This is a genomic window from Bradyrhizobium monzae, from assembly GCF_021458635.1.
Lineage (GTDB): Bacteria > Pseudomonadota > Alphaproteobacteria > Rhizobiales > Xanthobacteraceae > Bradyrhizobium.
Genome location: NZ_JAIRDQ010000001.1, coordinates 133,336 through 152,477, shown reverse-complemented (window position 1 = coordinate 152,477; position 19,142 = coordinate 133,336). Strand labels below are relative to the sequence as shown.

Here is a 19,142-nt window from a genome sequence, read left to right as displayed (position 1 = left end):
GCGGGTGGGCGACAGCCCGGCCTAGCGTGCGGTGGGGAGCCGCTATCCGCGAAGCCAAACGAGTTGGTGCGTATCATGATGTCCAGATCAAATGGGGCCTTGCTCGCCTCGCTCAGCGCAGCCGCGCTGCTCCTTAGCCCCAGCGACAGTTTTGCACGACCGGGCGGCGCCGCCCCGCATGGCGTGATGGCCGCTGCCGCGCCGTCGGCGCGTCCGCCAATCGCGCCGGGCGCCCGGTTCCGTGGTCGAAACAGTTCATTTGTCTATTGGCCCGGCGGCGGCGGATTCTTCAACGACGGCGCAGCCTACAGCCAGCCCTTCGCCGATGCCGGACAGCCTGTCACCAACGACGTGCGCTATACCTACACCTATGACGTTCCCTGGGACTGGGCGCATCGCTTCCCGCCGAACGTCGTGCCGTCCGACCGGCCCTATGTGCCGAGCTGTCCGACGGAATCCGTGACGGTGCCCGGCCGCGGCGGTGGCGAGCACACCGTCAACATCATGCGCTGCTACTGAGCGGCGTACGGCGTCCCTGAAGGCGTTAGAGGATTCCAGCCGCAGCGGCCTGGTCGCGCTCGGACTGCTTCCGCCTCACATTCGCGAGCTCGCGGCTGCAAGTTGCAAACGGGGGCGTTCCCGGGCGCAGCCCGAACTGACCGCAGACATCTCGATCCTCATCCGCAATGACGCGCGCGACATCCGCCTCGGCGGCCTGCCGCAGCGCGGGAGCCGAGACGAGCGCGGACAACCCCAAGGCCGTCACAACGGCAAGCACCAGTGCAGCCGCGATTGTGGGGCGCTGCATCTCGTCGGTCGTGTCATGAGAAGGGCGTGCCTTGCCTCTCGCTTCGGTCATGAAATCCTCTCCCGAATGAAACATCGATAGTCAGAAAAATGATCGTCGAGCCGCCCGACAAAATCGCCGGATACGACATCAATACCCGCTGCGCGGCAGCGGGAAGGTGAAACAGATTACAAATTTCAAGCCGGCGGATTGAGAGTCGGTACTAGCCCAGTTCAAAACTGGTTACGCCGAACACGCGGTCGAGCCGTAGTGACGGGACTGCTCCAGTGTACATTCGCGCCGTTTCGAATGTCGGCTTCAGGCCAAGGGATTCCGCAAGCGCCATAGCATCGCGGTTCACCGCGGGGATGTCGAGCACAATCTCGCTGCTTCCGCTGCTTGCCAGCAAAGCCTGGAGGATGGCGTCCGCCCCCGCGCGGTGATCGGCTACCAGCGGGCCGATCTTGTGGCCTGTCCTGCAGGGGCGGATCACACCCCATGCGGCGAGCTTGCCGTCGCGCAGCAGTGCGCGGCCGACATGGCCGGGCGTGTTGACCCAGGCGCGCAGGAAGGCCGCGCGCGGGGCAGGGAAGACGGTGGTATCGTCGGCTTCCACGAGTGCGAACGGGATTTTGTCGAGCGCAACGACATCGGCGGGCGGCTTCGGCGGTGTGGCGATGGTGCCGCCATAGCGGATATTGGCGTAAGCAAGCTGGAAGCCGGATTTTCTGTAATTGTCCTGCTGTGCCACGACGCCGTCGAGACCGATCACGCGTGCACCCGCATGCGCAATCGCGGCATTCCAGATGCGCAGGCCGTGACCTCTGCCACGAAAGCCTGAGCGCACGATGTAGAAGCCAAGGAAGGCGAAGCGGTCGTCGTAATTGACGCAGGAGACGGTCGCGACGGGCTCGCCGTCGATCTCGCCGACGAAGAAACCTTCCGCGTCGGGAATCGCAAAACAGGCGGCGTCGCGCAGGCCGGGATTCCAGCCCTCGGCCGCGGCCCAGTCGATCGCGATGGAGATCTTCTCTGGATCCAAATTGCGGATCTGCAAATTGCTCATGTTGCGTGGCCTCGTGGCGATGGGCTCGTTGGCAAGTCTGGTTTGCAGGCAAGTCTGGTTTGCGGGCAAGTCTGGCTGTAGAAGGCCTGATGACAGGCTGAGCCGTAGCAGATTGAATCTGGGTTCGCCCCAACGCTATCACAGGGATGATCGGTCATGGCAGCAGAGAAGGTCGCACTCGTCACCGCAGGCGGCAGCGGCATGGGCGCAGGGGCCGCACGGCGGCTCGCAGCCGATGGCTTTCGCGTGGCGATCCTGTCGTCCTCCGGCAAGGGCGAGGCGCTGGCGGCGGAACTCGGCGGGTTCGGCGTGACCGGCTCGAACAAGTCCAATGACGATCTGAAGCGCCTTGTCGACGGCGCGCTCGCGAAATGGGGACGCATCGACGTACTCGTCAACAGCGCGGGCCATGGGCCCCGCGCGGCGATCACGGAGATGACCGACGAGCAGTGGCACCTTGGCCTCGATACCTATTTGCTGAACGTGATCCGTCCGACCCGGCTGGTGACGCCGGTGATGCAGGCGCAGAATGGCGGCGCGATCGTCAACATCTCGACCGCCTGGGCGTTCGAGCCGAGCGCGATGTTTCCGACCTCGGCGGTGTTCCGCGCAGGCCTTGCCGCCTTCACGAAGATCTTCACCGATACCCATGCGGCCGACAATATCCGCATGAACAATGTGCTGCCGGGCTGGATCGACAGCCTGCCGCAGCTGGACGCGCGCCGCGACAGCGTGCCGCTGAAGCGCTACGGCAAGGTCGAGGAGATCGCGGCGACGGTCTCGTTCCTCGCATCCGACGGCGCTGCCTATATCACCGGCCAGAACATCCGCGTCGACGGCGGGCTGACGCGCTCGGTCTGAGGCGCGCTCATGCGAGTTGCTGTCTCGCTGCCTTGGCGTGGCGCGACACGGCCCTGCATCGCCCGTCGCGGATGAAGGACGGTGCGTGGCCCCTGGGCCACACTCGTCATGGGTTCGCACGACGTCGCGCGCACGCTACGTCACAGTCCCTGCGAACTTCGCGGCAGCCCAAGACGCTGCGCGGTGTGCCGTCTATGCCTAGCCCGTGCCGGAAACACCTCACCGGCGCATTCGGAAACGCGCGGTTCGATCGCGTGGGGCAAGGAGATTGCAATGAAGAAGTGTTTGCTGGCGGCAGCGATGGTTGTTTTGGGCACCGCGTCCGTGCAGGCCGCCGACCTCGCGGCGCAGTACACCAAGGCGCCGGTGATGGCGCCCGGCTACAACTGGACCGGGTTCTACGTCGGCGCCAATATAGGCGGACAATGGGGCAGCGCGGATCCGACCACGTCGACCGTGTTTGCGCCGACCGGCTACTTCGCGGCCAGCAGTGTTCCTGCCATCGCGGCCGTCGGCGCCCAGAACGTCAACAGCTCCAGCGTGACCGGCGGCTTCACCGCCGGCTACAACTGGCAGGTCAACCAGGCCGTCTTCGGCCTGGAAGGCGACATCAACTATTTCGGCTTCAAGGGCAGTGCCACCGGCTCGGCGCTCTATCCCTGCTGCGCGCCGTTCGCCTTCACCGTCAGCTCCCAGGTCTCGGCCGACTGGCTCGCCACGATCCGCGGCCGCATCGGCTTCCTCGCCACCCCGCACTGGCTGCTCTACGCCACCGGCGGTGTGGCGATCGCGGACGTGAAGGGTAACTTCAATCTCACCGATACTTTCTCCGCGACCGAGTCCGGTGCGATCCACGATACGCGGGTCGGCTGGACCGCAGGCGTCGGCGGCGAGTATGCTGTCGGCAATGGCTGGTCGCTCAAGGCCGAATATCTCTATGTCGATCTCGGCCGCAGCACCGCGACCAGCACCAATCTGGTTCTCGGCGCAACGTCATATCCCAGCAACGTCTACACCCACTCGGTCGACCTCAAGTCGAACATCGTGCGCGTCGGCGTGAACTACAAGTTCGGCGGACCGGTCGTCGCCAGGTACTGAGCATTCCCTCCCATTCTCGCGTGGAAAGCCCTGGTTCAGCCGGGGCTTTCTGCTTTGGAGCTCAGCCGCCGTGCGCGGCCAGGAGATGCGTCAGCGCGGGCAAGATCTTATAACGCGCGATCTCATGCGGGTATTCGCCGCGATTGGCGAGCAGCACGATGCCGAGGCGGTGCGCCGGCACCAGACCGATATAACCTGACGCGTTGTTGAGGCCGCCCGGCTTGTCGACGACGGTGACGCCGGGCAGGTGCACGGTCTCCCAGGCCATGGCTTGGCCAAAGGTGGCCTGGCCGAACCTTTGGTCGATGTGGAAACTCTCGCGCTGTGCCATGCGCAGCGCTTCGCGCAAATGCGGATCGATCGAACGGCCGTCGACGCAGGCCGCAGCGAACGTCGCAAGATCCCGCGCGGACGAGAACATCTGGCCGGTGCCGGGGAAGTCGAAATAGCTCTGCTGGTCGCCGATCGGGCCGATCGCGCTGCCCTGGTCGGAATAGCCCTGCGCGATGCGACGCATCGAGGCCGCGTCCATGATCGCGCGGTTGTCCGCTCCGCGTTCGGGAATGGACGTGGCATGCATGCCGAGCGGCGTGAGGATGCGGCTCTCGATCAGCTTTGCGATCGGCGTGCGATAGCAGCTCTCGAGCACGAGCTGAAGCAGCACGTAGCCGGCATGACTGTAGATGCGCTGCTTGCCGGGCGCGACGCCCGCGGGCGGCGTCCAGGCGTTGAGCATCGCGATCAGTTGCGCCCGAGAGTAGGAGTCGTTCGGCCATGGCGGGTGGTCGGTCGGCAGCAGCAGTCCCGACGTGTGCGTGGCGAGCTCGCCGACGGTGACACGGTCGATGTCGTCGCCGTTCAGCTCCGGCAGATATTTGGGCAGGGGATCGTCGAGCCGCAGCTCGCCGCGGAGCGTGCCGAGTGCCACCAGCGTCGCCTCGAACGGCTTTCGCAGGGAGGCGAGGTTGAACAGCGTGTCCGGCGTCACCGGTCGCTTGGTAATGTCGTCTGCGAAGCCGTAGGTGAAGAATTCGACATGGCGGCCGGCATAGAGCGCAGCCGCAAGGCCACCCGGATGCTCCGGCGTCACTGTCGGTGCGAGCTCGGCGGCGACGATGTCGCGCATCTGCGCGATCATGTCCGAATCCGCCAACGCGCGGCGCGGGTCGGCCAGTGCGGCTGCAAAGGGAACAAGCGCGACGCGGGCGAGGGTTCGCCGGGTGAGCTGAGATGAGGTGACAATAGGCGGCACGTGATCCGGTGAATGACAGGATTCGCCCCCGGAGACCAGTTTAGCGGTGGCATGCAAGTGTCCAATTCACGATTGCGCGTGCGGGTTCCGTGTCGGCGGCCCCTAAAAAGACTTAGCTTCTGAGCTAACAATTCTTGACGTCGGATCGCGACGATCCTATAGTTAGCTACATGGCTAACCAATTATCCCATCTCGACCAGGTTTTTGCAGCGCTTGCCGACCCCACGCGGCGGGCCATCGTGATGCGGCTGTGCGCCGGCGAGGCGTCGGTCGGCGAGCTCGCGGAGCCGTTCGAGATGGCGCTGCCGAGCTTCATGAAGCACATCCACGTGCTGGAGCTGAGCGGGCTCGTGCAGTCGGAAAAGTCCGGCCGCGTGCGCACCTGCCGTCTCAGTCCCGAGGCGCTCGTTGGTGCCGAAGACTGGTTCCAGCACCAGCGCGCGATCTGGGAGGCGCGGCTCGACCGCTTCGAGGCTTACGTGATCAAGCTCAAGAAGGAGAGGGCGGCCGCCAAGCGGCCGTCCAAGGCAACTGACAAGACCACCAACAAGCCAGGCAAACGGAAAGGCACCGAGTGATGACGAATGCTACCAATGCTGCCCTGTCGCAATGGTCGATCGACCGCGAGATCGTGATGTCGCGTGTGATCGACGCCCCGCGCGATCTGGTGTTCGAGGCGTGGTCCGACCCGAAGCACCTGCCGCAATGGTTTGGGCCGAAGGGATTTGAGATCGAGACCTTCGAGATCGACGTGCGGGTCGGCGGCGTCTGGCGCTTCAACATGATCGGCCCCGACGGAACCGTCTATCCGAACCGCATGCGCTTCCGCCGCATCGAGCGGCCGTCCCTCATGGAAATGGACCATGGCGACGACCAGGACGATGACCCCAGCATGTTTCGCTTTACCATCACCTTTGCCGAGCAGAGCAACGGCAAGACCGTGCTGATGATGCGGCAGCTGGCCGCGAGCACCGAGCAGCGCAACGGCATGATCGATTTCGGCGCGGTCGAGTACGGCTACCAGACGTTGGACAAGCTCGCGGCCTATGTCGGCGGGCTGAAGAAGTAAGTTCTCCGCATTATTCCGGGGGCCTCAAAAGAGCGCCCCCGGACCATCTCGGACACGAGTGGGTGCCTTCGCAATTATGACAGTGCCCCCGCGAATTATGACAGTGCCGTCACGCAGATTTTTGTCGCGTCGTGCTGCTTATTTATGACAGAATTACTACCGTTGGATGTCATCTTGACTACGGCGGAGCGATTCATGTTGCAGTGGCAGGCACGGTCAAATCCCCTCGCGTGGTGGTGGGGGTCCCTGACGCTTGTCAGCGCTGCCAACATTCTCGTCTGGTTCATGCTGTACCGCGAGTTCTATCCGACCGTTGCCGGCAGTGTCGGAGGCGGGTCGGATATCGGCCTGATGTTCTTGCTCTGCGCCGGCTATGTGTTCGGCTGTGCCTTCCGCTCGGTGCTGCCGCGCGCCGACGTGCAGCGCATCTGCCTATTCGACACCTGGCTCTCCAGCGTCTTTGTCGGCCGTACGGTCGCGACCGTGGCTGAACTGTGCTTCGTCGCGCAATGGGCGATCATCCTGCATCAGCTCGGTCAGATGACGGGCGCGGAGACCGCGGTGAACGTCGCGCTTGTGATCGTGCCGATCATCATCATCGCGGAGTGCTTTTCCTGGTACGCGGTGGTGACGACCAACTTCCTCTTCAACGCGATCGAGAACTCGCTGTGGGCGGTGACCTTCTTCCTCGCGGGCATCGCGCTGTGCCGCTTGATGCCGGAATTCCAGGGGCCGGTGCGCTGGGCGCTGATCGCGGGCATCATCGGCATCGCCTGCTTCCTCGCCTTCCTCGTCACCGTCGACGTTCCCATGTATCTCAGCCGTTGGCGGGCCGGGCATGAAGAGGGCGGCAGGTTCCTCGGCTTCCTCGAAGGCCTGCATGACGTCTCGACGCGGTGGGTCGTGACCCACGACATCGCGCATTGGAAGGGCGAGCTGACCTGGATGTTCCTGTATTTCAGCGCCGCCGTGTGGTCGAGCCTCGCGCTCTGCGCGCTCTACGCCATGGAAGGCTATCTCACGCGCTATTTGGCCTGAGTTTTTTTTGACACGAACCGGTATCCACTTCGCTTGAAAACGCTTTGTTTATTTACCAACCAGGCTGCACTTGCTGCGGTCGAGCGGGCGAAAGGCCTGGTCGGGCGGGATGGTCGCAACCAGCTTGACGAAGTCCCACGGCCCCTTGGATTCCTCGGGCGTCTTGACTTGGACCAGATAGAGATCGTGCACCATGCGCTGGTCCTCGCGGATACGGCCGTTCGGCGTGTAGGCATCCGACACCGGGGTCGTCTTCATCTTCGCCATCACCGCTGTGCTGTCGTCGGAATCGGTGTCCTGCACGGCTTGTAGATAGTGTCGCACGGCCGAATAGACGCCGGCCTGGATCTGTGACGGCATTGCCTTGCGCCGGGCATAGAACGCATCGGAGAACTTTCGGGCGGCTGGCGAGACGTCCTCGAAGAACGAGGTGACGATGAGATCGCCGCGGGTCGCCTTCAGGCCGACCGCCTCGATATCGACGTTCTGGAACGACATCGGCACGATCTTGATGCCCTGGTCGGCGAGGCCGAATTCCTCTGCCTGCTTGATCGCGGTAGCGTTGTCGCCGGCGACGTTGATCGCGAGGATCTTTGCGCCCGAGGACTGCGCCTGGAGCAGGAACGAGCTGTAGTCGGGCGTGCCGAGCTGCGCCTTGACGCTGCCGGCGACCTTGCCGCCGAGCGCCGCAATACGGTCGCGCGCGGTCGCCTCGATCGAATGGCCGAAGGCGTAATCGCCGGTGATGAAGAACCACGGCTCCTTGCTGGTCTGCATGACGCCGGAGACCACGGCCGTCGCGGTGGAGTAGGCGTCCTGGGTCCATTGCACGCTCGAAGGCGCGCAGGCGTCATCGGTCAGCTGGTTGGCGCCGGCGCCGGAGACGAGGAAGATTTTTCCGTTGCCGCGCACCAGCTCCTGCACCGCGAGCGCCGCGCCGGAGCTGCCGCCATCGGCGATCGCCTGCACGCCGTCGCTGAACCATTTTCGCGCGAGGGAGGCTGCGAGGTCCGGCTTGTTCTGGTGATCGGCCTGCAAGATCTCGATCGGCTTGCCGTTGATCTTGCCACCGAACTCCTCCGCCGCCATCCGCGCGGCCTCGACCGAGCCCGGGCCCATCGCGGTTGCGAAAATGCCGTTCATGTCGGTGAGGACGCCGATGCGGACGGCGTCACCCTTGATCTCGGCGTGCGCCGTGCCTGCGAGCGCCAGCGTGATCAGCAGGATGGCGGTAGATGGATTGCGGAGAGTGGCCATGGCGTTTTCTCGGGTTTGAATTGAAGCTTGGCGCCGCCATCGTTGGGGCGCGCGGTGATGCGAGGGCGTGCCTTAGTTGGCGATCTTGCAGGCGGGGTCCTCGGGCCCAAAAGCCTGGTCGCCAGGAATCTTCGTCAGGACCTTGTAGTAGTCCCAGGGGTATTTCGATTCCTGCGGCGTCTTGACCTGGGCAAGCCAGAGATCGTGCACCATGAGGCCGTCGGCCCGCAGCTTGCCACCATGCGCGAAGAAGTCGTTGATCGGCGTGTCGCGCATCCTGCTCGCGACCTTGCCGGGATTGTCGGTTCCGGCAGCCTTGACGGCGTTGAGATAGTGCGTGACCGCGGAATAGACGCCCGCTTGCCACATCGTGGGCATGCGCTGCATCTTCGCGAAGAAGCGCTTCGACCACGCTCGCGTCTGCTCATCCATGTCCCAGTAGAAGGCCGTCGTCAGCAGCAAACCTTGCGCGCTTTGCAATCCAAGTGCATCGATGTCCGTAATCAGCGCCAGCAGGGCGGCCATCTGCTGTCCGCCCTGGAATAGGCCGAATTCACCACCGGTCTTGATCTCGTTCACATTGTTCGGCGGGCCGCCGGCGATGCCGATGATTTTCGCTTTCGAGGCCTGTGCCTGAAGCACGAAGGACGACATGTCGGTGGTTCCGAACGGCGGCCGGGCCGATCCCAGCACCTTGCCGCCCTCTCGCTTGATCACGTCAGTCGCGTCGCGTTCCAGCGCATGGCCGAACGCAATATCGTCGGTGAGGAAGTACCAGGCGTCGCCACCGCGCCTGACCACCTCCTGAGCCGTACCGACGGCGAGTGCGTGCGTGTCGAACACCCACTGCATGGTGTAGGGCGAACAGAATTTGCCGTGAAAGTCCGCCGTTCCGGTCGCCGTGACGACGAGCAGCTTCTTCTTCTCGCTCGCGACCGTTTGCACGGCGAGCCCCACCGCCGACACGGGAACATCCACGATGAGATCGACCTGCTCGGTGTCGTACCATCGTCGCGCGATGGCGGCGCCGATGTCAGGTTTTATCTGATGGTCTCCGACGATCAGCTTGATCGGCTTGTCCAGCACGCTGCCACCGAAATCGTCGATGGCCATTTGAGCCGCGGTGACGGAGCCTTGGCCGGTCGGAGTCGAGGAGGGCCCCGTCATATCCGACAGCACGCCGATCTTGACCACATCGTCAGAGATTTGGGCATGAGCGGCCGTCGTAGCCAGGATTGCCGCTGTCACGGTGAGCGTGCGAACCATGCCGTACATATTGTTTTCTCCCCTTCGATGCCGATGCGTCCCTTTTCGGGATCGTCTTGGTAGTGGTCAGGTCGGTTCGGCGATGACCTTGTTGCGGAGCGTCCCGATGCCGGAGACCTCGACCTCGACGGTGTCGCCGGGGCGCATCCACAAAGGCGGCGTGCGCTTGGCGCCGACGCCGCCCGGTGTCCCCGTGACGATGACGTCGCCGGGCACGAGCGGGCAGATTGTGGAGATGTAGGCGATCAGCTCGGGGATGCCCGTGATCAGGAGATCGGTCGTCGTGTTCTGCACGACCGTGCCGTTCAGGCGAGTCTGAAGGGTGAGCTTCGATGGATCGGGGATCTCGTCGGCCGTCACCAGCCACGGGCCAAAGCTGCCGCTTTCCGCAAAACTCTTGCCGGAGAGGAACTGGCTGGTGTGGCGCTGCCAGTCGCGGATGCTGCCCTCATTGTAGCAGGCATAGCCGGCGATGTGGTCGAGCGCGCGGCCCGGCGGGATGTGGCGGCCTTGCTTGCCGATGACGAGCGCCAGCTCGCCCTCATAGTCGAAATCGTCGCTCACCTTAGGCTTCACGATGGGTTGGAGATGGCCGACCTGGCTGCAGGGGAAGCGGACGAACAGGGCGGGCTTTTCGGTCACGGTGCGGCCGGTTTCGGCGACGTGGTCGCGATAGTTCAGGCCGACGCAGATGATCTTGCCGGGATCGGGGATGACGGGCGCGAAGCTGATGGTGTCGAGCGCATGATCCGGCGACGCGGACGCGACCAGCTTTGCCGCCTCGGCCACGCGACCGGCTTCAAGCAGCTGCCGCAGCGTGGCGCAGGGCGCCATGCGCGTGCCGAGATCGACCACGCCATTGTCCTTGACCGCTCCGAAGGAGGCGCGGCCGTTGGCGATGAAAGAGAGCAGCTTCATGAGATATCCTTGAGGAGTGGTCGATCAGGCCGCGGACGGCACGTGGGCGGGAGGCGAGAAGGCGGCGATGAGCCGGTCGAGCTCGGCATCGTTGCGGGCGGTGCCGCGGATGTAACGGTCGGGACGAACGAGCGCGGCGATGATGCCGTGCTCGCGCAGCCAGGGTCCGATGCCTTCGGCATCGTCGCTGGTCAGGATTTCGATCCCGGGCTGCGAGAGAGCGAGACGCGTCGCGCTCGCCACGAGGAGGACATGGCCGTAGCCGATCCGGTCGTCGCCGCGGCTGCCGTCGTTCAAGATGAACTGCGGCGCGAGATGTCCGGCGAGCAGCAGGTCGCCAAACGCGAGCCCGGGGCCGAGCAGGGGCTTTTTCACCTCCAGCTTCACGGGGGCATTTTCACGCGTCTGCCCGGCGGCAAGGCCGGCTTCGATCGCTTTGGTGTTGATGACACCGCCCAAGCGAATCGCGAGCTCGATGAACTCGCGGACATGCGGCTGGCGCTCGCTCTGATAGGTGTCGAGCAGATCAGGCACAGCACCGTTGCGAATGATGCTCGCGAGTTTCCAGGCGAGATTGGCCGCATCGCGAATGCCGGCGCACATGCCCTGGCCGAGGAAGGGGGGCGTCTGGTGCGCGGAATCGCCCGCGAGCAGCAGCCGGCCGTTGCGCCATTGCTGCGCGATCACGGAATGAAAGGTGTAGACCGCGGCGCGCTCGAGTTCGGCATCGTCAGGCGTGATCCAGCGCGACAGCAGCTCCCAGACTTTTGCGGGCCGTGCCACGTCGTTCGAATCCTCGTCGGGAAGAACCGTGATCTCCCAGCGCCGCCGCGTGCCGGTGCCGCGGACGTAAGTCGCCGGCCGCCGGGGATCGCAGTGCTGGAGGCTGTAGTCACCGAGGTCGTCGCGGGCGCGCTTGAGCAGCACGTCGATCACCAGCCAGCGCTCGTGAAAGCCGAGATCGTCCATGCCGGAGCCGATGAAGCGGCGCACCAGAGACCGCGCGCCGTCGCAGCCGATCACATAACCGGCACGAACCTCGCTGAGCTGTCCGTTGGAGAGATCCTCGTAGCGGACGCGCACGCCGGTCTGGTCCTGATCCAGCGCGAACACATCGCAGCGGCTTCGCAAGCTGACATGCGGCCAGCGCGCGAGGCCGGAGATCAGCACGTCCTCGAGGTCGGGCTGGTGGAAGCGATAGCTGAGGTTCCAGCCCATCGGCGTGAGCGTCTGAGGGCGCGACCAGTCCAGCAGCATCTTGCCGTCGGCGTCGAGGAAGAGCATGCCGGGGCTGAGAATGACGTGGGGCAGCATCGCGTCGGCGAGGCCGATGGTCTGAAACACGCGCATGCATTCGTCGTCAAAGTGCACCGCGCGCGGCAGATGATAAGTCCGCGCCTCGCGCTCCAGCACCAGCGTTCGCACGCCGCACAGGCCGAGCAGGTTGGCGAGCGTGGTGCCGACCGGGCCGCGGCCGACGATCACGACGTCGAATTCCTCAGGGGCGGATTTATCTTGCATGGGGCTATCTCTTCCCCCAGCAATGCCACCGCTTCAACGGCGCCGGCAGAAGTGTCCGCCCAGCGGACGGCCCCTACACCTCGACCGGGATGGCTGCGGCCGTCTCCTGAAGCTGGCCGACGAACTGCGCCATTGCTTCCTCGATCCCGAGCGCGGAGCGGATCCAGATGATCGAGATGCAGCCGAACACGGCGCCGTTCCGCACGATCGGGACGGCGATCGAGGCGGTCTTGGGATTGTACTCGCCTTCGCTACGGATGGCGTAGCCGCGCGCGGCCGTCTCGGCGATCATCTTGTCGAGGCGGCCCTGGTCGAGGAAGGGACGGTCATCGGCCTCGTCGATGCGGCGGAGATGGCTGACAATGAGGTCGCGCTCGCGGGCGGGGCAGGCGGCCAGATAGGCGCGGCCCGCCGACGTCCGCAGCATCGGCAGGCGCTTGCCGATCATGCCGCGGTCGATCGACAATGGGCTGCGGGAATGCGTGGTCTCCTGCACCACCATCGCGGCGTTCTCGTAGGTGGAGAGATCGACAGGCCAGACCAGGGTCTTGCTGAGCTCAGCGAGATACGGCGCGGCCGCCTGACAGATCACCACGCCGGGGTCGTAGCCATCACCGAGGCTCAGGGCGAGACGGGTGACCCGAAAGCGGTCGTCGCTGGCGCTGCGGGCGACATAGCCGAGTTCTTCCAGCGTTTCGAGCAGGCGATAGACGGTCGGGCGGGGCAGGTCGAGCGCGCGGGCGACGTCGCCGGCGCGGATGCCGCCGGAGCGGTTGACCTCCTGCAGCACGTCCAGCCCGCGCTTGAAGGCGCGGACGCCTTCCGACTGCCGCGGCTGGCCGTTCCGCGTCCGCTCCTTGGACACTTCGTATTTCCTCCCTTGTGGCGTACTACTGCGCGATTATCGTCGTTGCGAAGGCGAAGCGATTGCGGGACGTCACCGTAGGAGCGTGCGCGGCCGGTATCAAGTTCGCCGCACTGCAGCGGATGCGATGCCCTTGGGAGAACGTCGATGGAAATCACCGCGCTCGGCTATATCGGGATCAACTCATCCCAGCTCGACCAGTGGGGCCAGATGGCGACCGGACTGCTCGGCATGCAGCAGGTCGATCGCGGCGGCAAGATGCGGGCCTTCCGCATGGACGATCGCAAGCAGCGCCTGATTGTCGATGGCAGCAGTGATGCCGGCCTCGCGGTGATGGGATGGGAGGTTCCTTCGACCGCGGAGCTGGACCAGCTCGCCGGCCGGCTGGAAAGCCACGGCGTCAAGGTGACACGCGGTTCGCGCGCACTCGCCGATGAACGGCATGTGGCCAAGCTGATTATTTTTGCCGATCCTGCCGGCAACCGGCTGGAAGCGTTCTGCAAGCCTGAGCTTGCGACCGAACCCTTTAGACCGGGCCGGCCGATCTCGGGCTTTCGCACCGGCGCGCTCGGCATGGGCCATGTCGTGCTCAATGTCGAGGATGTCGAGCCGCTGGTGCCGTTCTATCGCGACGTGCTCGGCTTTCACGTCTCCGATTTCGGGCTGAAGCCCTATGGCCTTTATTTCTTCCACGTCAACGGCCGCCATCACTCCTTTGCGATGGTCGGCTCGGGACGCAAGGCGCTGCATCATTTCATGGTGGAGCTCGGCAGCCTCGACGATGTCGGGCAGGGCTATGACCTTGCGCAGCTCGAAGACGGCCGCGTCGTCTATACGCTGGGGCGGCACACCAACGACCACATGACCTCGTTCTATGTGAACACGCCGTCCGGCTTCTTCATCGAATATGGCTGGGGCGGACGCATCATCGATCCCCAGACCTGGCAGCCGCACGAAACCTTCGACGGCCCGTCGCTATGGGGCCATGAGCGGCTCAACATGCCGGAAGAGCCGCGCAAGCGCATGCGCGACATGCGGCTGGATGCGGCCGCGCGCGGCGTGCGCGTCGCCGATCCCCGCGTGCCGCCGCTGAACTGCGCGTGGCTGGACTCCGTCGTCGCGCGCGAATGATCCGCGGCGACGCGCTTCAGGCATCACCGAGATCGAGCTGCGTCAAAATTCCTTGGCGCAGCGCCAGCCGGACCAGCTCGATGTCGGAGCCGACGCCCAGCTTGTCCTTGATCAGCGAATGCAGATTCGCGACCGTCTTCGGGCTGACGTGCAGCGTCTCGGCGATCTCCTCCGTCGTGTTCTCGGCGAGCAACAGCCGCATCACCTCGAACTCGCGCGGCGTGAGAACGTCGGCAGCCGAGCTCTCGCCGCTGATCCGGCTCAGCGCAAGCTCGTGGTCGATATCCGGGCTGATCGCGATCCTGCCGGCGAGCACGTCCATCACTGCGCGCACCAGCGTCTCCGGCGGGCTGGTCTTGGTGACGTAACCCCTCGCGCCGGCGCGGATGGCCTGCACGGCGAAGCCGGCATTTTCATGCATGGTAAAGACGAGGATCTTTGCCGCCTTGTCCCATTGCCTGATGCGCCTGACGGCTTCGACGCCGCCGATGCCGGGCATGCTGAGATCCATGATGACGAGGTCGGGCGTCTCGGATTTGAACAGGCGATAGGCCTCCGCGCCGTCGCCGGCTTCGGCGATGACGCGCAGCCCCGGCTGCTTCTCGAGCACGGAGCGATAGCCCTCGCGGACGACGGAATGGTCGTCGACCAGCAGAATGGTCGCGGTCATGCGGCGCGCTCCTGCGCTTGCGGATTGGCGGCTGCGAGCGGAATGACGACGCGCAGCGCGGAGCCGCCGTTGGGACCGGCCTCAAAACTCAGACGGCCGCGCAGTGCCGCGACGCGCTCTCGCATGCCGAGCAGGCCCATGCCGGATTTCGCAGCCGGATCGGTCGAGCGTCCATCATCGTCGATGGCGAGCGCGATCTCGCCGGCATGCATCGTCAATTCCAGGCTGACCTTGCTGGCGCTGGCATGCTTGGCGGCGTTGGTGAGCGCTTCCTGCACGATGCGGTAGAGATTGGCGCTGATCGTGGCCGGCAGGGTCTCGAACGTGCCGTCGAAACGGATCGCAAAACGGGTCTCACCGCGGCTGCGTCCATTCCAGCCGGCGACGAGGCCTTCGAGACTGGCAACGAGTCCGAGCTCTTCGACGTCGGGTGGACGGAGCCGGAACAGCGTGCCGCGTAGCGTCTCCATCATGCCGGTTGCGGTCCGTGCGATGCCGTCGCACTCGCCAAGCAGGGAGGGGCAGTCCTGCGCGGCGGTCTGGCGGGCGGAGGACGCGAGCGCGCGGATCGCAGCGAGCGACTGGCCGAATTCGTCGTGCAGCTCGCGCGCGAGATGGCGGCGCTCTTCGTCCTGGAGCGCGATCAGTTTGCGGGTCAACTCGGCGCGCTCGGCCAGCGCCGTGTCGAGGCTTTCGGCGAGATGGTTGAAGACGTCGCGAACGGCCGACAGTTCGGCGAGATCGAACGGCGGCAGCCGCGCGGTGAGGTCGTTGGCGGCGATCCGCTCGAGACCGGCGCGGATCATGTGGGTGGGACGGAGAGCGCGGGCCAGTGCGGCGTAGACCAGGACGCACAACAGCGGCAGGGCGATCGCGAGTGCGAGCATCAGGCGGCCGGCCTCGTGCCAAGCCTCGGCCGTCTGCACGGCCGGATCGACCGAGACCACGGCGTCGCCAAGTTTCGTTCCGCGCAGGATCACGGGGCGCGCGGCCTCGCGGCCGGGGTCGAACAGGCCGTGGTAGAACGCCGTGAAGATCTGCGGCGGCGGGTCCTCCGGGATCGGCGCGCCGCTACAGAAGCGCTGCAGCATCTCGCCGCTCGTGCCACGGAAGGCCAGGCACAGGCCGGGCGTCATCACATAGGCCGAAACGGGATCGAGGTTGGGAAAGTCGGAGCGCGGGCTCGCCGCCCACAGGACCTTGCCCTGCTGCAGCTCCAGTGTCTTCGCCACGATGGCGGCGATGCCGTCGATGCGCGCATGGGCCGCGCGGTCGGCCGTGATCAGGAAATAGGCGGAGATTGCGGCAAAGCAGGCGGCCGATATGGCGGCGACGCGCAAGGTCAGGCGGACCTTGAGATCGAATCTCGGGCGGTTCCACATCGGCGGGCACCTGGCGCGAACGGAATTGTCGCCTCCGCATTAAAAGGCAGAACGCGAGCCGCGCAAAGTGGCACCCTTACCGCGGTGCAACGTCGTGAAAATTTCCCGGCGCTGGTCGGGACCACCCCGGCTGCGGCGCGGGACACGTCGGCCTAGCTTGCGGCCTTTCCATCATGCGAGGTTCGCGATGCGCCGTACCCTGTCGTTGCTGTCTTTCCTTGTTCTTCTCAGCGTCGGGCTGGACGGCCGGGCCGTCGCCGCCGAGGCCACCGCCATTGCGCTCGACGATTTCAGCTATACCGACACCTCGGCCGAGCCGACCGACCAGAGCGCCGCCCACGAAAAGCGGTTGCAGGCATTCATGGTCGCGCTCCGGCGGGATATCGCCGCCGACCCGCGCTACCAGCTTGCGCCGTCGGTGCAGGAGGGGGCGGCGTTCAAGGTCATCGGCGGGATCCAGAAGACCAGTACGCTGGTGCAATGGGCCAAGGTCGCGGTGATCGACGTCGGCGCCAAAAGGGTCGTCATGGACAAGCTCTACACCTTCCGCGGCGACAATGATGAATCCTGGGAGCGCGCCGAAATCTTTGTGTCCCGCGAGGTTCTGGCCGCGCTGGCCGCACCCGCGCCGGTCGCGTTGGCGGTGTTCGATTTCGAGTTGGAGGATACGACCGCCGCGTCAGCGGGCGCTTCAGCTGCGTCCGATGCGTCCTATCTGGCCGAGGTCACGGCCAGCGTGCGCGAGTCGCTCGGTCAGTCCGGCCGATACCGTCTTATCGACGTCGGCGGTGCAAGCGGCGAGGCGGCAAAGGCGCATACGCTGCGTGACTGCAATGGTTGCGAGGCGCTGATCGCGCAAAAGCTCGGTGCGGATCAATCACTGATCGGCGTGGTGCGGCGGGTCAGCCGCACCGAATACACGCTCGGCTTCCAGGTGCGCGACGCCAAAACCGGCGTCGTGCTGGCACGCGGCGACAGCGGCCTGCGGATGGGCGCGGACTATTCGTGGAAGCGGGGCGCAGTCCGGCTCGTCAGCGACCGGCTGATCGAAAGCCGATAGCGCGGGACGCTTTATTTCTTGAGCATGATCTTGTCGGAAAAGCGCTGCAGACTTTTCCGGATCATGCTCTAGAACGTCAGCTGCACCTTCATCGATTGCGAGCGGTCGCTGGCCAATTCAAACGCCGCGACCGCGTTCTCGAACGGCATGGTCGCCGTGATCAGCGGCTTCACGTCGATCAGGCCTTCGCCCATCAGCCGCACCGCGAGCTCGAATTCGGGATCGAAGCGGAAGGTGCCGCGGAGCTGCAATTCCTTGGCAACGATGGAGTTGATCGGCAGCGTCATCTCGCCGCCGAGGCCGAGCTGCACCAGTGTCGCGCCGGGACGGAGCACGTCGAGCGCGGTGCGCAGCGCGGTCTGATTGCCGGACGCTTCGAACAGCGTGTCGAACACGCCCTTGCCAGCGCGCCAGGGATCGAGTGCGGAAGCGTTGGTCGCGACATTGATCGCATGCGTGGCGCCGAGCTTTTGGGCGACAGCGAGCGGGGCGTCGGCGACATCGGTCACGACGATCTCGGACGCGCCGCCGAAGCGCGAGACCAAAATCATCAGCGCGCCGATCGGGCCGCAGCCGGTGATCAGCACGCGCTTGCCGAGGAGGGGGCCGGCCTGCTTGCCGGCATGGAGGCACACCGCGAGCGGCTCGGCGACCGCGGCTTCCGCGAGCGACAGCTTGTCGGAGATCGGCACCGCCTGCGTCGCATCGACCGTGATGAACTCACGAAAGCCGCCCTGCACATGAGGAAAGCGCATCGCGCTGCCGAGGAAGCGCATGTCGAGGCACTGGTTGCGCAGGCCTTCCTGGCAATGCAGGCACTTGCCGCACGGCTTGCTCGGATTGACCGCAACGCGCGTCCCGGCCTTCACGCCGGTAACGCCGTCACCAACCGCAGCAATCACGCCGGCGATCTCGTGCCCCAGCGCCATCGGCTGCTGGATCCGGACGACGCCGAAGCCGCCGTGGTGGTAGTAGTGCAGATCGGAGCCGCAGATGCCGCCATTGGCGATCTTGACGCGGACCTCGCTCGGGCCGGGCTCGGTATCCGGATAGTTGTCGATCCGCAGGTCCCTGGGGGCGTGAATGACGACGGCGCGCATGGTCCCGTTCCCTGTTTTGCGATTACATCGCGGCGATCATGCCGCCATCGACATAGATGATCTGGCCGTTGACGTAAGTGGAGGCATCCGACGCCAGGAAGATTGCCGCGCCCACCAGCTCGTCCGGTTTGCCCCAGCGCTTGGAGGGGATGCGGCCCATCAGCCAGTTGTTGAAATCGGTGTTGTTGACCAGCGCCTCGTTCATATCGGTGAGCATGTAGCCGGGGCCGATCGCATTGGCCTGGATGCCGTGCTGGGCCCATTCCACCGCCATCGAGCGGGTTAGGTTCTTGATGCCGCCCTTGGCCGCGGTGTAGGGCGCGATGGTGGGACGCGCGAGTTCACTGCCGAGCGAGCCGATATTGATGATCTTGCCGCGCTTGCGCGGGATCATGCGCTTGCCGGCCTCGCGGCCGATCACGAAGGCGCTGGTGAGGTCGGTCTCGATCACCTTGCGCCACTCGTCGGTGGTGAACTCGACCAGCGGCTTGCGGTGCTGGATGCCGGCATTGTTGACGAGAATGTCGACCTCGAGTCCTTCGCGGTCGAAGCGCTCGAAGGCGGCCACGATCGCGGGCTCATCGGTGACGTTGAACGCCGCGCCCTCGGCCTGATGTCCGGCTGCGCGAAACTCGGCGACAGCCTGCTCGACGCGCTTGGGATCGACGCCGTTGATGATAATCTTTGCGCCGGCCTTGGCCATGCCCTCGGCGATGGCGCGGCCGAGCCCGCGGGAGGAGCCGGTCACGAGCGCGGTGCGGCCGGAAAGGTTGAACAAGGCAGTGCTCATCTCAAGAAATC

At 65.2% G+C, this 19,142-nt stretch carries 20 protein-coding genes; 8 read left to right on the top strand and 12 right to left on the bottom strand.

All coding sequences use genetic code 11. The annotated features are described in order from the left end of the window. The first annotated feature begins 75 nt into the window (after positions 1-75). The gene (locus tag K3F49_RS00785) at positions 76-519 is read left to right on the top strand and encodes a hypothetical protein (protein ID WP_234678888.1); all 444 of its coding nucleotides are present in this window, start codon (positions 76-78) and stop codon (positions 517-519) included. 25 nt (positions 520-544) lie between these two features. Here the strand turns inward: K3F49_RS00785 and K3F49_RS00780 are convergent, their stop codons facing one another. Both K3F49_RS00780 and K3F49_RS00775 read right to left on the bottom strand, forming a co-directional pair. Further along, positions 545-859: a hypothetical protein gene (locus tag K3F49_RS00780; RefSeq protein WP_234678887.1), complete on the bottom strand. Its 315-nt coding sequence runs from the start codon at positions 857-859 to the stop codon at positions 545-547. Between the two features lie 151 nt (positions 860-1,010). Beyond that, positions 1,011-1,853, bottom strand: coding sequence for a GNAT family N-acetyltransferase (locus K3F49_RS00775; protein ID WP_234678886.1), 843 nt, complete (start codon positions 1,851-1,853; stop codon positions 1,011-1,013). Positions 1,854-2,009: 156 nt separating this feature from the next. On the opposite strand from K3F49_RS00775, the gene K3F49_RS00770 reads away from it, so the two are divergent. Both K3F49_RS00770 and K3F49_RS00765 read left to right on the top strand, forming a co-directional pair. Continuing rightward, positions 2,010-2,714 (top strand): SDR family oxidoreductase, encoded by a 705-nt coding sequence (locus K3F49_RS00770; RefSeq protein ID WP_234678885.1) that lies wholly within the window; start codon positions 2,010-2,012, stop codon positions 2,712-2,714. Between the two features lie 273 nt (positions 2,715-2,987). Continuing rightward, on the top strand, positions 2,988-3,812 hold the full coding sequence (locus K3F49_RS00765; protein WP_234678884.1) for an outer membrane protein: 825 nt from the start codon (positions 2,988-2,990) through the stop codon (positions 3,810-3,812). A 61-nt stretch (positions 3,813-3,873) separates the two neighbouring features. On the opposite strand, the gene K3F49_RS00760 is transcribed toward K3F49_RS00765, so the two are convergent. Next, positions 3,874-4,950, bottom strand: a complete 1,077-nt coding sequence (locus tag K3F49_RS00760; RefSeq protein ID WP_234678883.1) for a serine hydrolase — start codon at positions 4,948-4,950, stop codon at positions 3,874-3,876. Positions 4,951-5,234: 284 nt separating this feature from the next. Between K3F49_RS00760 and K3F49_RS00755 the strand changes: the two genes are divergently transcribed. The 3 genes from K3F49_RS00755 to K3F49_RS00745 all read left to right on the top strand — a co-directional run bounded on the left by K3F49_RS00755 (position 5,235) and on the right by K3F49_RS00745 (position 7,171). Beyond that, complete coding sequence (locus tag K3F49_RS00755) at positions 5,235-5,642, top strand: ArsR/SmtB family transcription factor (protein WP_234678882.1); 408 nt, start codon at positions 5,235-5,237, stop codon at positions 5,640-5,642. Then, positions 5,642-6,133, top strand: coding sequence for an SRPBCC family protein (locus tag K3F49_RS00750; RefSeq protein ID WP_234680547.1), 492 nt, complete (start codon positions 5,642-5,644; stop codon positions 6,131-6,133). Before K3F49_RS00755 ends, K3F49_RS00750 begins: the two co-directional genes overlap by 1 nt. 195 nt (positions 6,134-6,328) lie before the next feature. Beyond that, positions 6,329-7,171 (top strand): hypothetical protein, encoded by an 843-nt coding sequence (locus K3F49_RS00745; protein ID WP_234678881.1) that lies wholly within the window; start codon positions 6,329-6,331, stop codon positions 7,169-7,171. 48 nt (positions 7,172-7,219) lie between these two features. Here K3F49_RS00745 and K3F49_RS00740 read toward each other — a convergent pair whose 3' ends face one another. The 5 genes from K3F49_RS00740 to K3F49_RS00720 all read right to left on the bottom strand — a co-directional run bounded on the left by K3F49_RS00740 (position 7,220) and on the right by K3F49_RS00720 (position 12,998). Beyond that, positions 7,220-8,428 carry an ABC transporter substrate-binding protein gene (locus K3F49_RS00740; protein ID WP_234678880.1) on the bottom strand — a complete coding sequence of 403 codons (1,209 nt, stop codon included), beginning with the start codon at positions 8,426-8,428 and terminating at the stop codon, positions 7,220-7,222. A gap of 72 nt (positions 8,429-8,500) precedes the next feature. Then, on the bottom strand, positions 8,501-9,703 hold the full coding sequence (locus K3F49_RS00735) for an ABC transporter substrate-binding protein (protein WP_452100164.1): 1,203 nt from the start codon (positions 9,701-9,703) through the stop codon (positions 8,501-8,503). A gap of 57 nt (positions 9,704-9,760) precedes the next feature. Continuing rightward, positions 9,761-10,612, bottom strand: a complete 852-nt coding sequence (locus K3F49_RS00730) for a fumarylacetoacetate hydrolase family protein (RefSeq protein WP_234678879.1) — start codon at positions 10,610-10,612, stop codon at positions 9,761-9,763. A gap of 24 nt (positions 10,613-10,636) precedes the next feature. Continuing rightward, complete coding sequence (mhpA, locus tag K3F49_RS00725; protein WP_234678878.1) at positions 10,637-12,133, bottom strand: bifunctional 3-(3-hydroxy-phenyl)propionate/3-hydroxycinnamic acid hydroxylase MhpA; 1,497 nt, start codon at positions 12,131-12,133, stop codon at positions 10,637-10,639. A 73-nt stretch (positions 12,134-12,206) separates the two neighbouring features. Continuing rightward, entirely contained in the window at positions 12,207-12,998 is a 792-nt protein-coding gene (locus K3F49_RS00720; protein ID WP_234678877.1) for a DNA-binding transcriptional regulator, read from the bottom strand. A 147-nt stretch (positions 12,999-13,145) separates the two neighbouring features. Between K3F49_RS00720 and K3F49_RS00715 the strand changes: the two genes are divergently transcribed. Beyond that, complete coding sequence (locus K3F49_RS00715) at positions 13,146-14,129, top strand: VOC family protein (RefSeq protein WP_234678876.1); 984 nt, start codon at positions 13,146-13,148, stop codon at positions 14,127-14,129. A gap of 16 nt (positions 14,130-14,145) precedes the next feature. On the opposite strand, the gene K3F49_RS00710 is transcribed toward K3F49_RS00715, so the two are convergent. Together K3F49_RS00710 and K3F49_RS00705 are read right to left on the bottom strand one after the other, a co-directional pair. Then, positions 14,146-14,799, bottom strand: a complete 654-nt coding sequence (locus tag K3F49_RS00710) for a response regulator (protein ID WP_234678875.1) — start codon at positions 14,797-14,799, stop codon at positions 14,146-14,148. Beyond that, complete coding sequence (locus K3F49_RS00705; RefSeq protein ID WP_234678874.1) at positions 14,796-16,181, bottom strand: sensor histidine kinase; 1,386 nt, start codon at positions 16,179-16,181, stop codon at positions 14,796-14,798. The genes K3F49_RS00710 and K3F49_RS00705 overlap by 4 nt, the downstream gene beginning before the upstream one ends. A gap of 187 nt (positions 16,182-16,368) precedes the next feature. On the opposite strand from K3F49_RS00705, the gene K3F49_RS00700 reads away from it, so the two are divergent. Continuing rightward, positions 16,369-17,241 carry a DUF3280 domain-containing protein gene (locus K3F49_RS00700; RefSeq protein ID WP_234678873.1) on the top strand — a complete coding sequence of 291 codons (873 nt, stop codon included), beginning with the start codon at positions 16,369-16,371 and terminating at the stop codon, positions 17,239-17,241. Positions 17,242-17,309: 68 nt separating this feature from the next. On the opposite strand, the gene K3F49_RS00695 is transcribed toward K3F49_RS00700, so the two are convergent. Further along, positions 17,310-18,341 carry an L-idonate 5-dehydrogenase gene (locus tag K3F49_RS00695; RefSeq protein ID WP_234678872.1) on the bottom strand — a complete coding sequence of 344 codons (1,032 nt, stop codon included), beginning with the start codon at positions 18,339-18,341 and terminating at the stop codon, positions 17,310-17,312. A gap of 22 nt (positions 18,342-18,363) precedes the next feature. Then, a complete protein-coding gene (locus K3F49_RS00690; RefSeq protein ID WP_234678871.1) occupies positions 18,364-19,131 on the bottom strand; it encodes an SDR family oxidoreductase in 768 nt (255 codons plus the stop codon). Positions 19,132-19,142 lie beyond the last annotated feature (11 nt).

Excerpts from the sequence above, each read along its gene's own strand:
- K3F49_RS00785 (WP_234678888.1), top strand. The coding sequence starts at position 76 with ATGATGTCCAGATCAAATGGGGCCTTGCTCGCCTCGCTCAGCGCAGCC.
- K3F49_RS00780 (WP_234678887.1), bottom strand. The coding sequence starts at position 859 with ATGACCGAAGCGAGAGGCAAGGCACGCCCTTCTCATGACACGACCGAC.
- K3F49_RS00775 (WP_234678886.1), bottom strand. The coding sequence starts at position 1,853 with ATGAGCAATTTGCAGATCCGCAATTTGGATCCAGAGAAGATCTCCATC.
- K3F49_RS00770 (WP_234678885.1), top strand. The coding sequence starts at position 2,010 with ATGGCAGCAGAGAAGGTCGCACTCGTCACCGCAGGCGGCAGCGGCATG.
- K3F49_RS00765 (WP_234678884.1), top strand. The coding sequence starts at position 2,988 with ATGAAGAAGTGTTTGCTGGCGGCAGCGATGGTTGTTTTGGGCACCGCG.
- K3F49_RS00760 (WP_234678883.1), bottom strand. The coding sequence starts at position 4,950 with ATGATCGCGCAGATGCGCGACATCGTCGCCGCCGAGCTCGCACCGACA.
- K3F49_RS00755 (WP_234678882.1), top strand. The coding sequence starts at position 5,235 with ATGGCTAACCAATTATCCCATCTCGACCAGGTTTTTGCAGCGCTTGCC.
- K3F49_RS00750 (WP_234680547.1), top strand. The coding sequence starts at position 5,642 with ATGACGAATGCTACCAATGCTGCCCTGTCGCAATGGTCGATCGACCGC.
- K3F49_RS00745 (WP_234678881.1), top strand. The coding sequence starts at position 6,329 with ATGTTGCAGTGGCAGGCACGGTCAAATCCCCTCGCGTGGTGGTGGGGG.
- K3F49_RS00740 (WP_234678880.1), bottom strand. The coding sequence starts at position 8,428 with ATGGCCACTCTCCGCAATCCATCTACCGCCATCCTGCTGATCACGCTG.
- K3F49_RS00735 (WP_452100164.1), bottom strand. The coding sequence starts at position 9,703 with ATGTACGGCATGGTTCGCACGCTCACCGTGACAGCGGCAATCCTGGCT.
- K3F49_RS00730 (WP_234678879.1), bottom strand. The coding sequence starts at position 10,612 with ATGAAGCTGCTCTCTTTCATCGCCAACGGCCGCGCCTCCTTCGGAGCG.
- mhpA (WP_234678878.1), bottom strand. The coding sequence starts at position 12,133 with ATGCAAGATAAATCCGCCCCTGAGGAATTCGACGTCGTGATCGTCGGC.
- K3F49_RS00715 (WP_234678876.1), top strand. The coding sequence starts at position 13,146 with ATGGAAATCACCGCGCTCGGCTATATCGGGATCAACTCATCCCAGCTC.
- K3F49_RS00710 (WP_234678875.1), bottom strand. The coding sequence starts at position 14,799 with ATGACCGCGACCATTCTGCTGGTCGACGACCATTCCGTCGTCCGCGAG.
- K3F49_RS00705 (WP_234678874.1), bottom strand. The coding sequence starts at position 16,181 with ATGTGGAACCGCCCGAGATTCGATCTCAAGGTCCGCCTGACCTTGCGC.
- K3F49_RS00700 (WP_234678873.1), top strand. The coding sequence starts at position 16,369 with ATGCGCCGTACCCTGTCGTTGCTGTCTTTCCTTGTTCTTCTCAGCGTC.
- K3F49_RS00695 (WP_234678872.1), bottom strand. The coding sequence starts at position 18,341 with ATGCGCGCCGTCGTCATTCACGCCCCCAGGGACCTGCGGATCGACAAC.
- K3F49_RS00690 (WP_234678871.1), bottom strand. The coding sequence starts at position 19,131 with ATGAGCACTGCCTTGTTCAACCTTTCCGGCCGCACCGCGCTCGTGACC.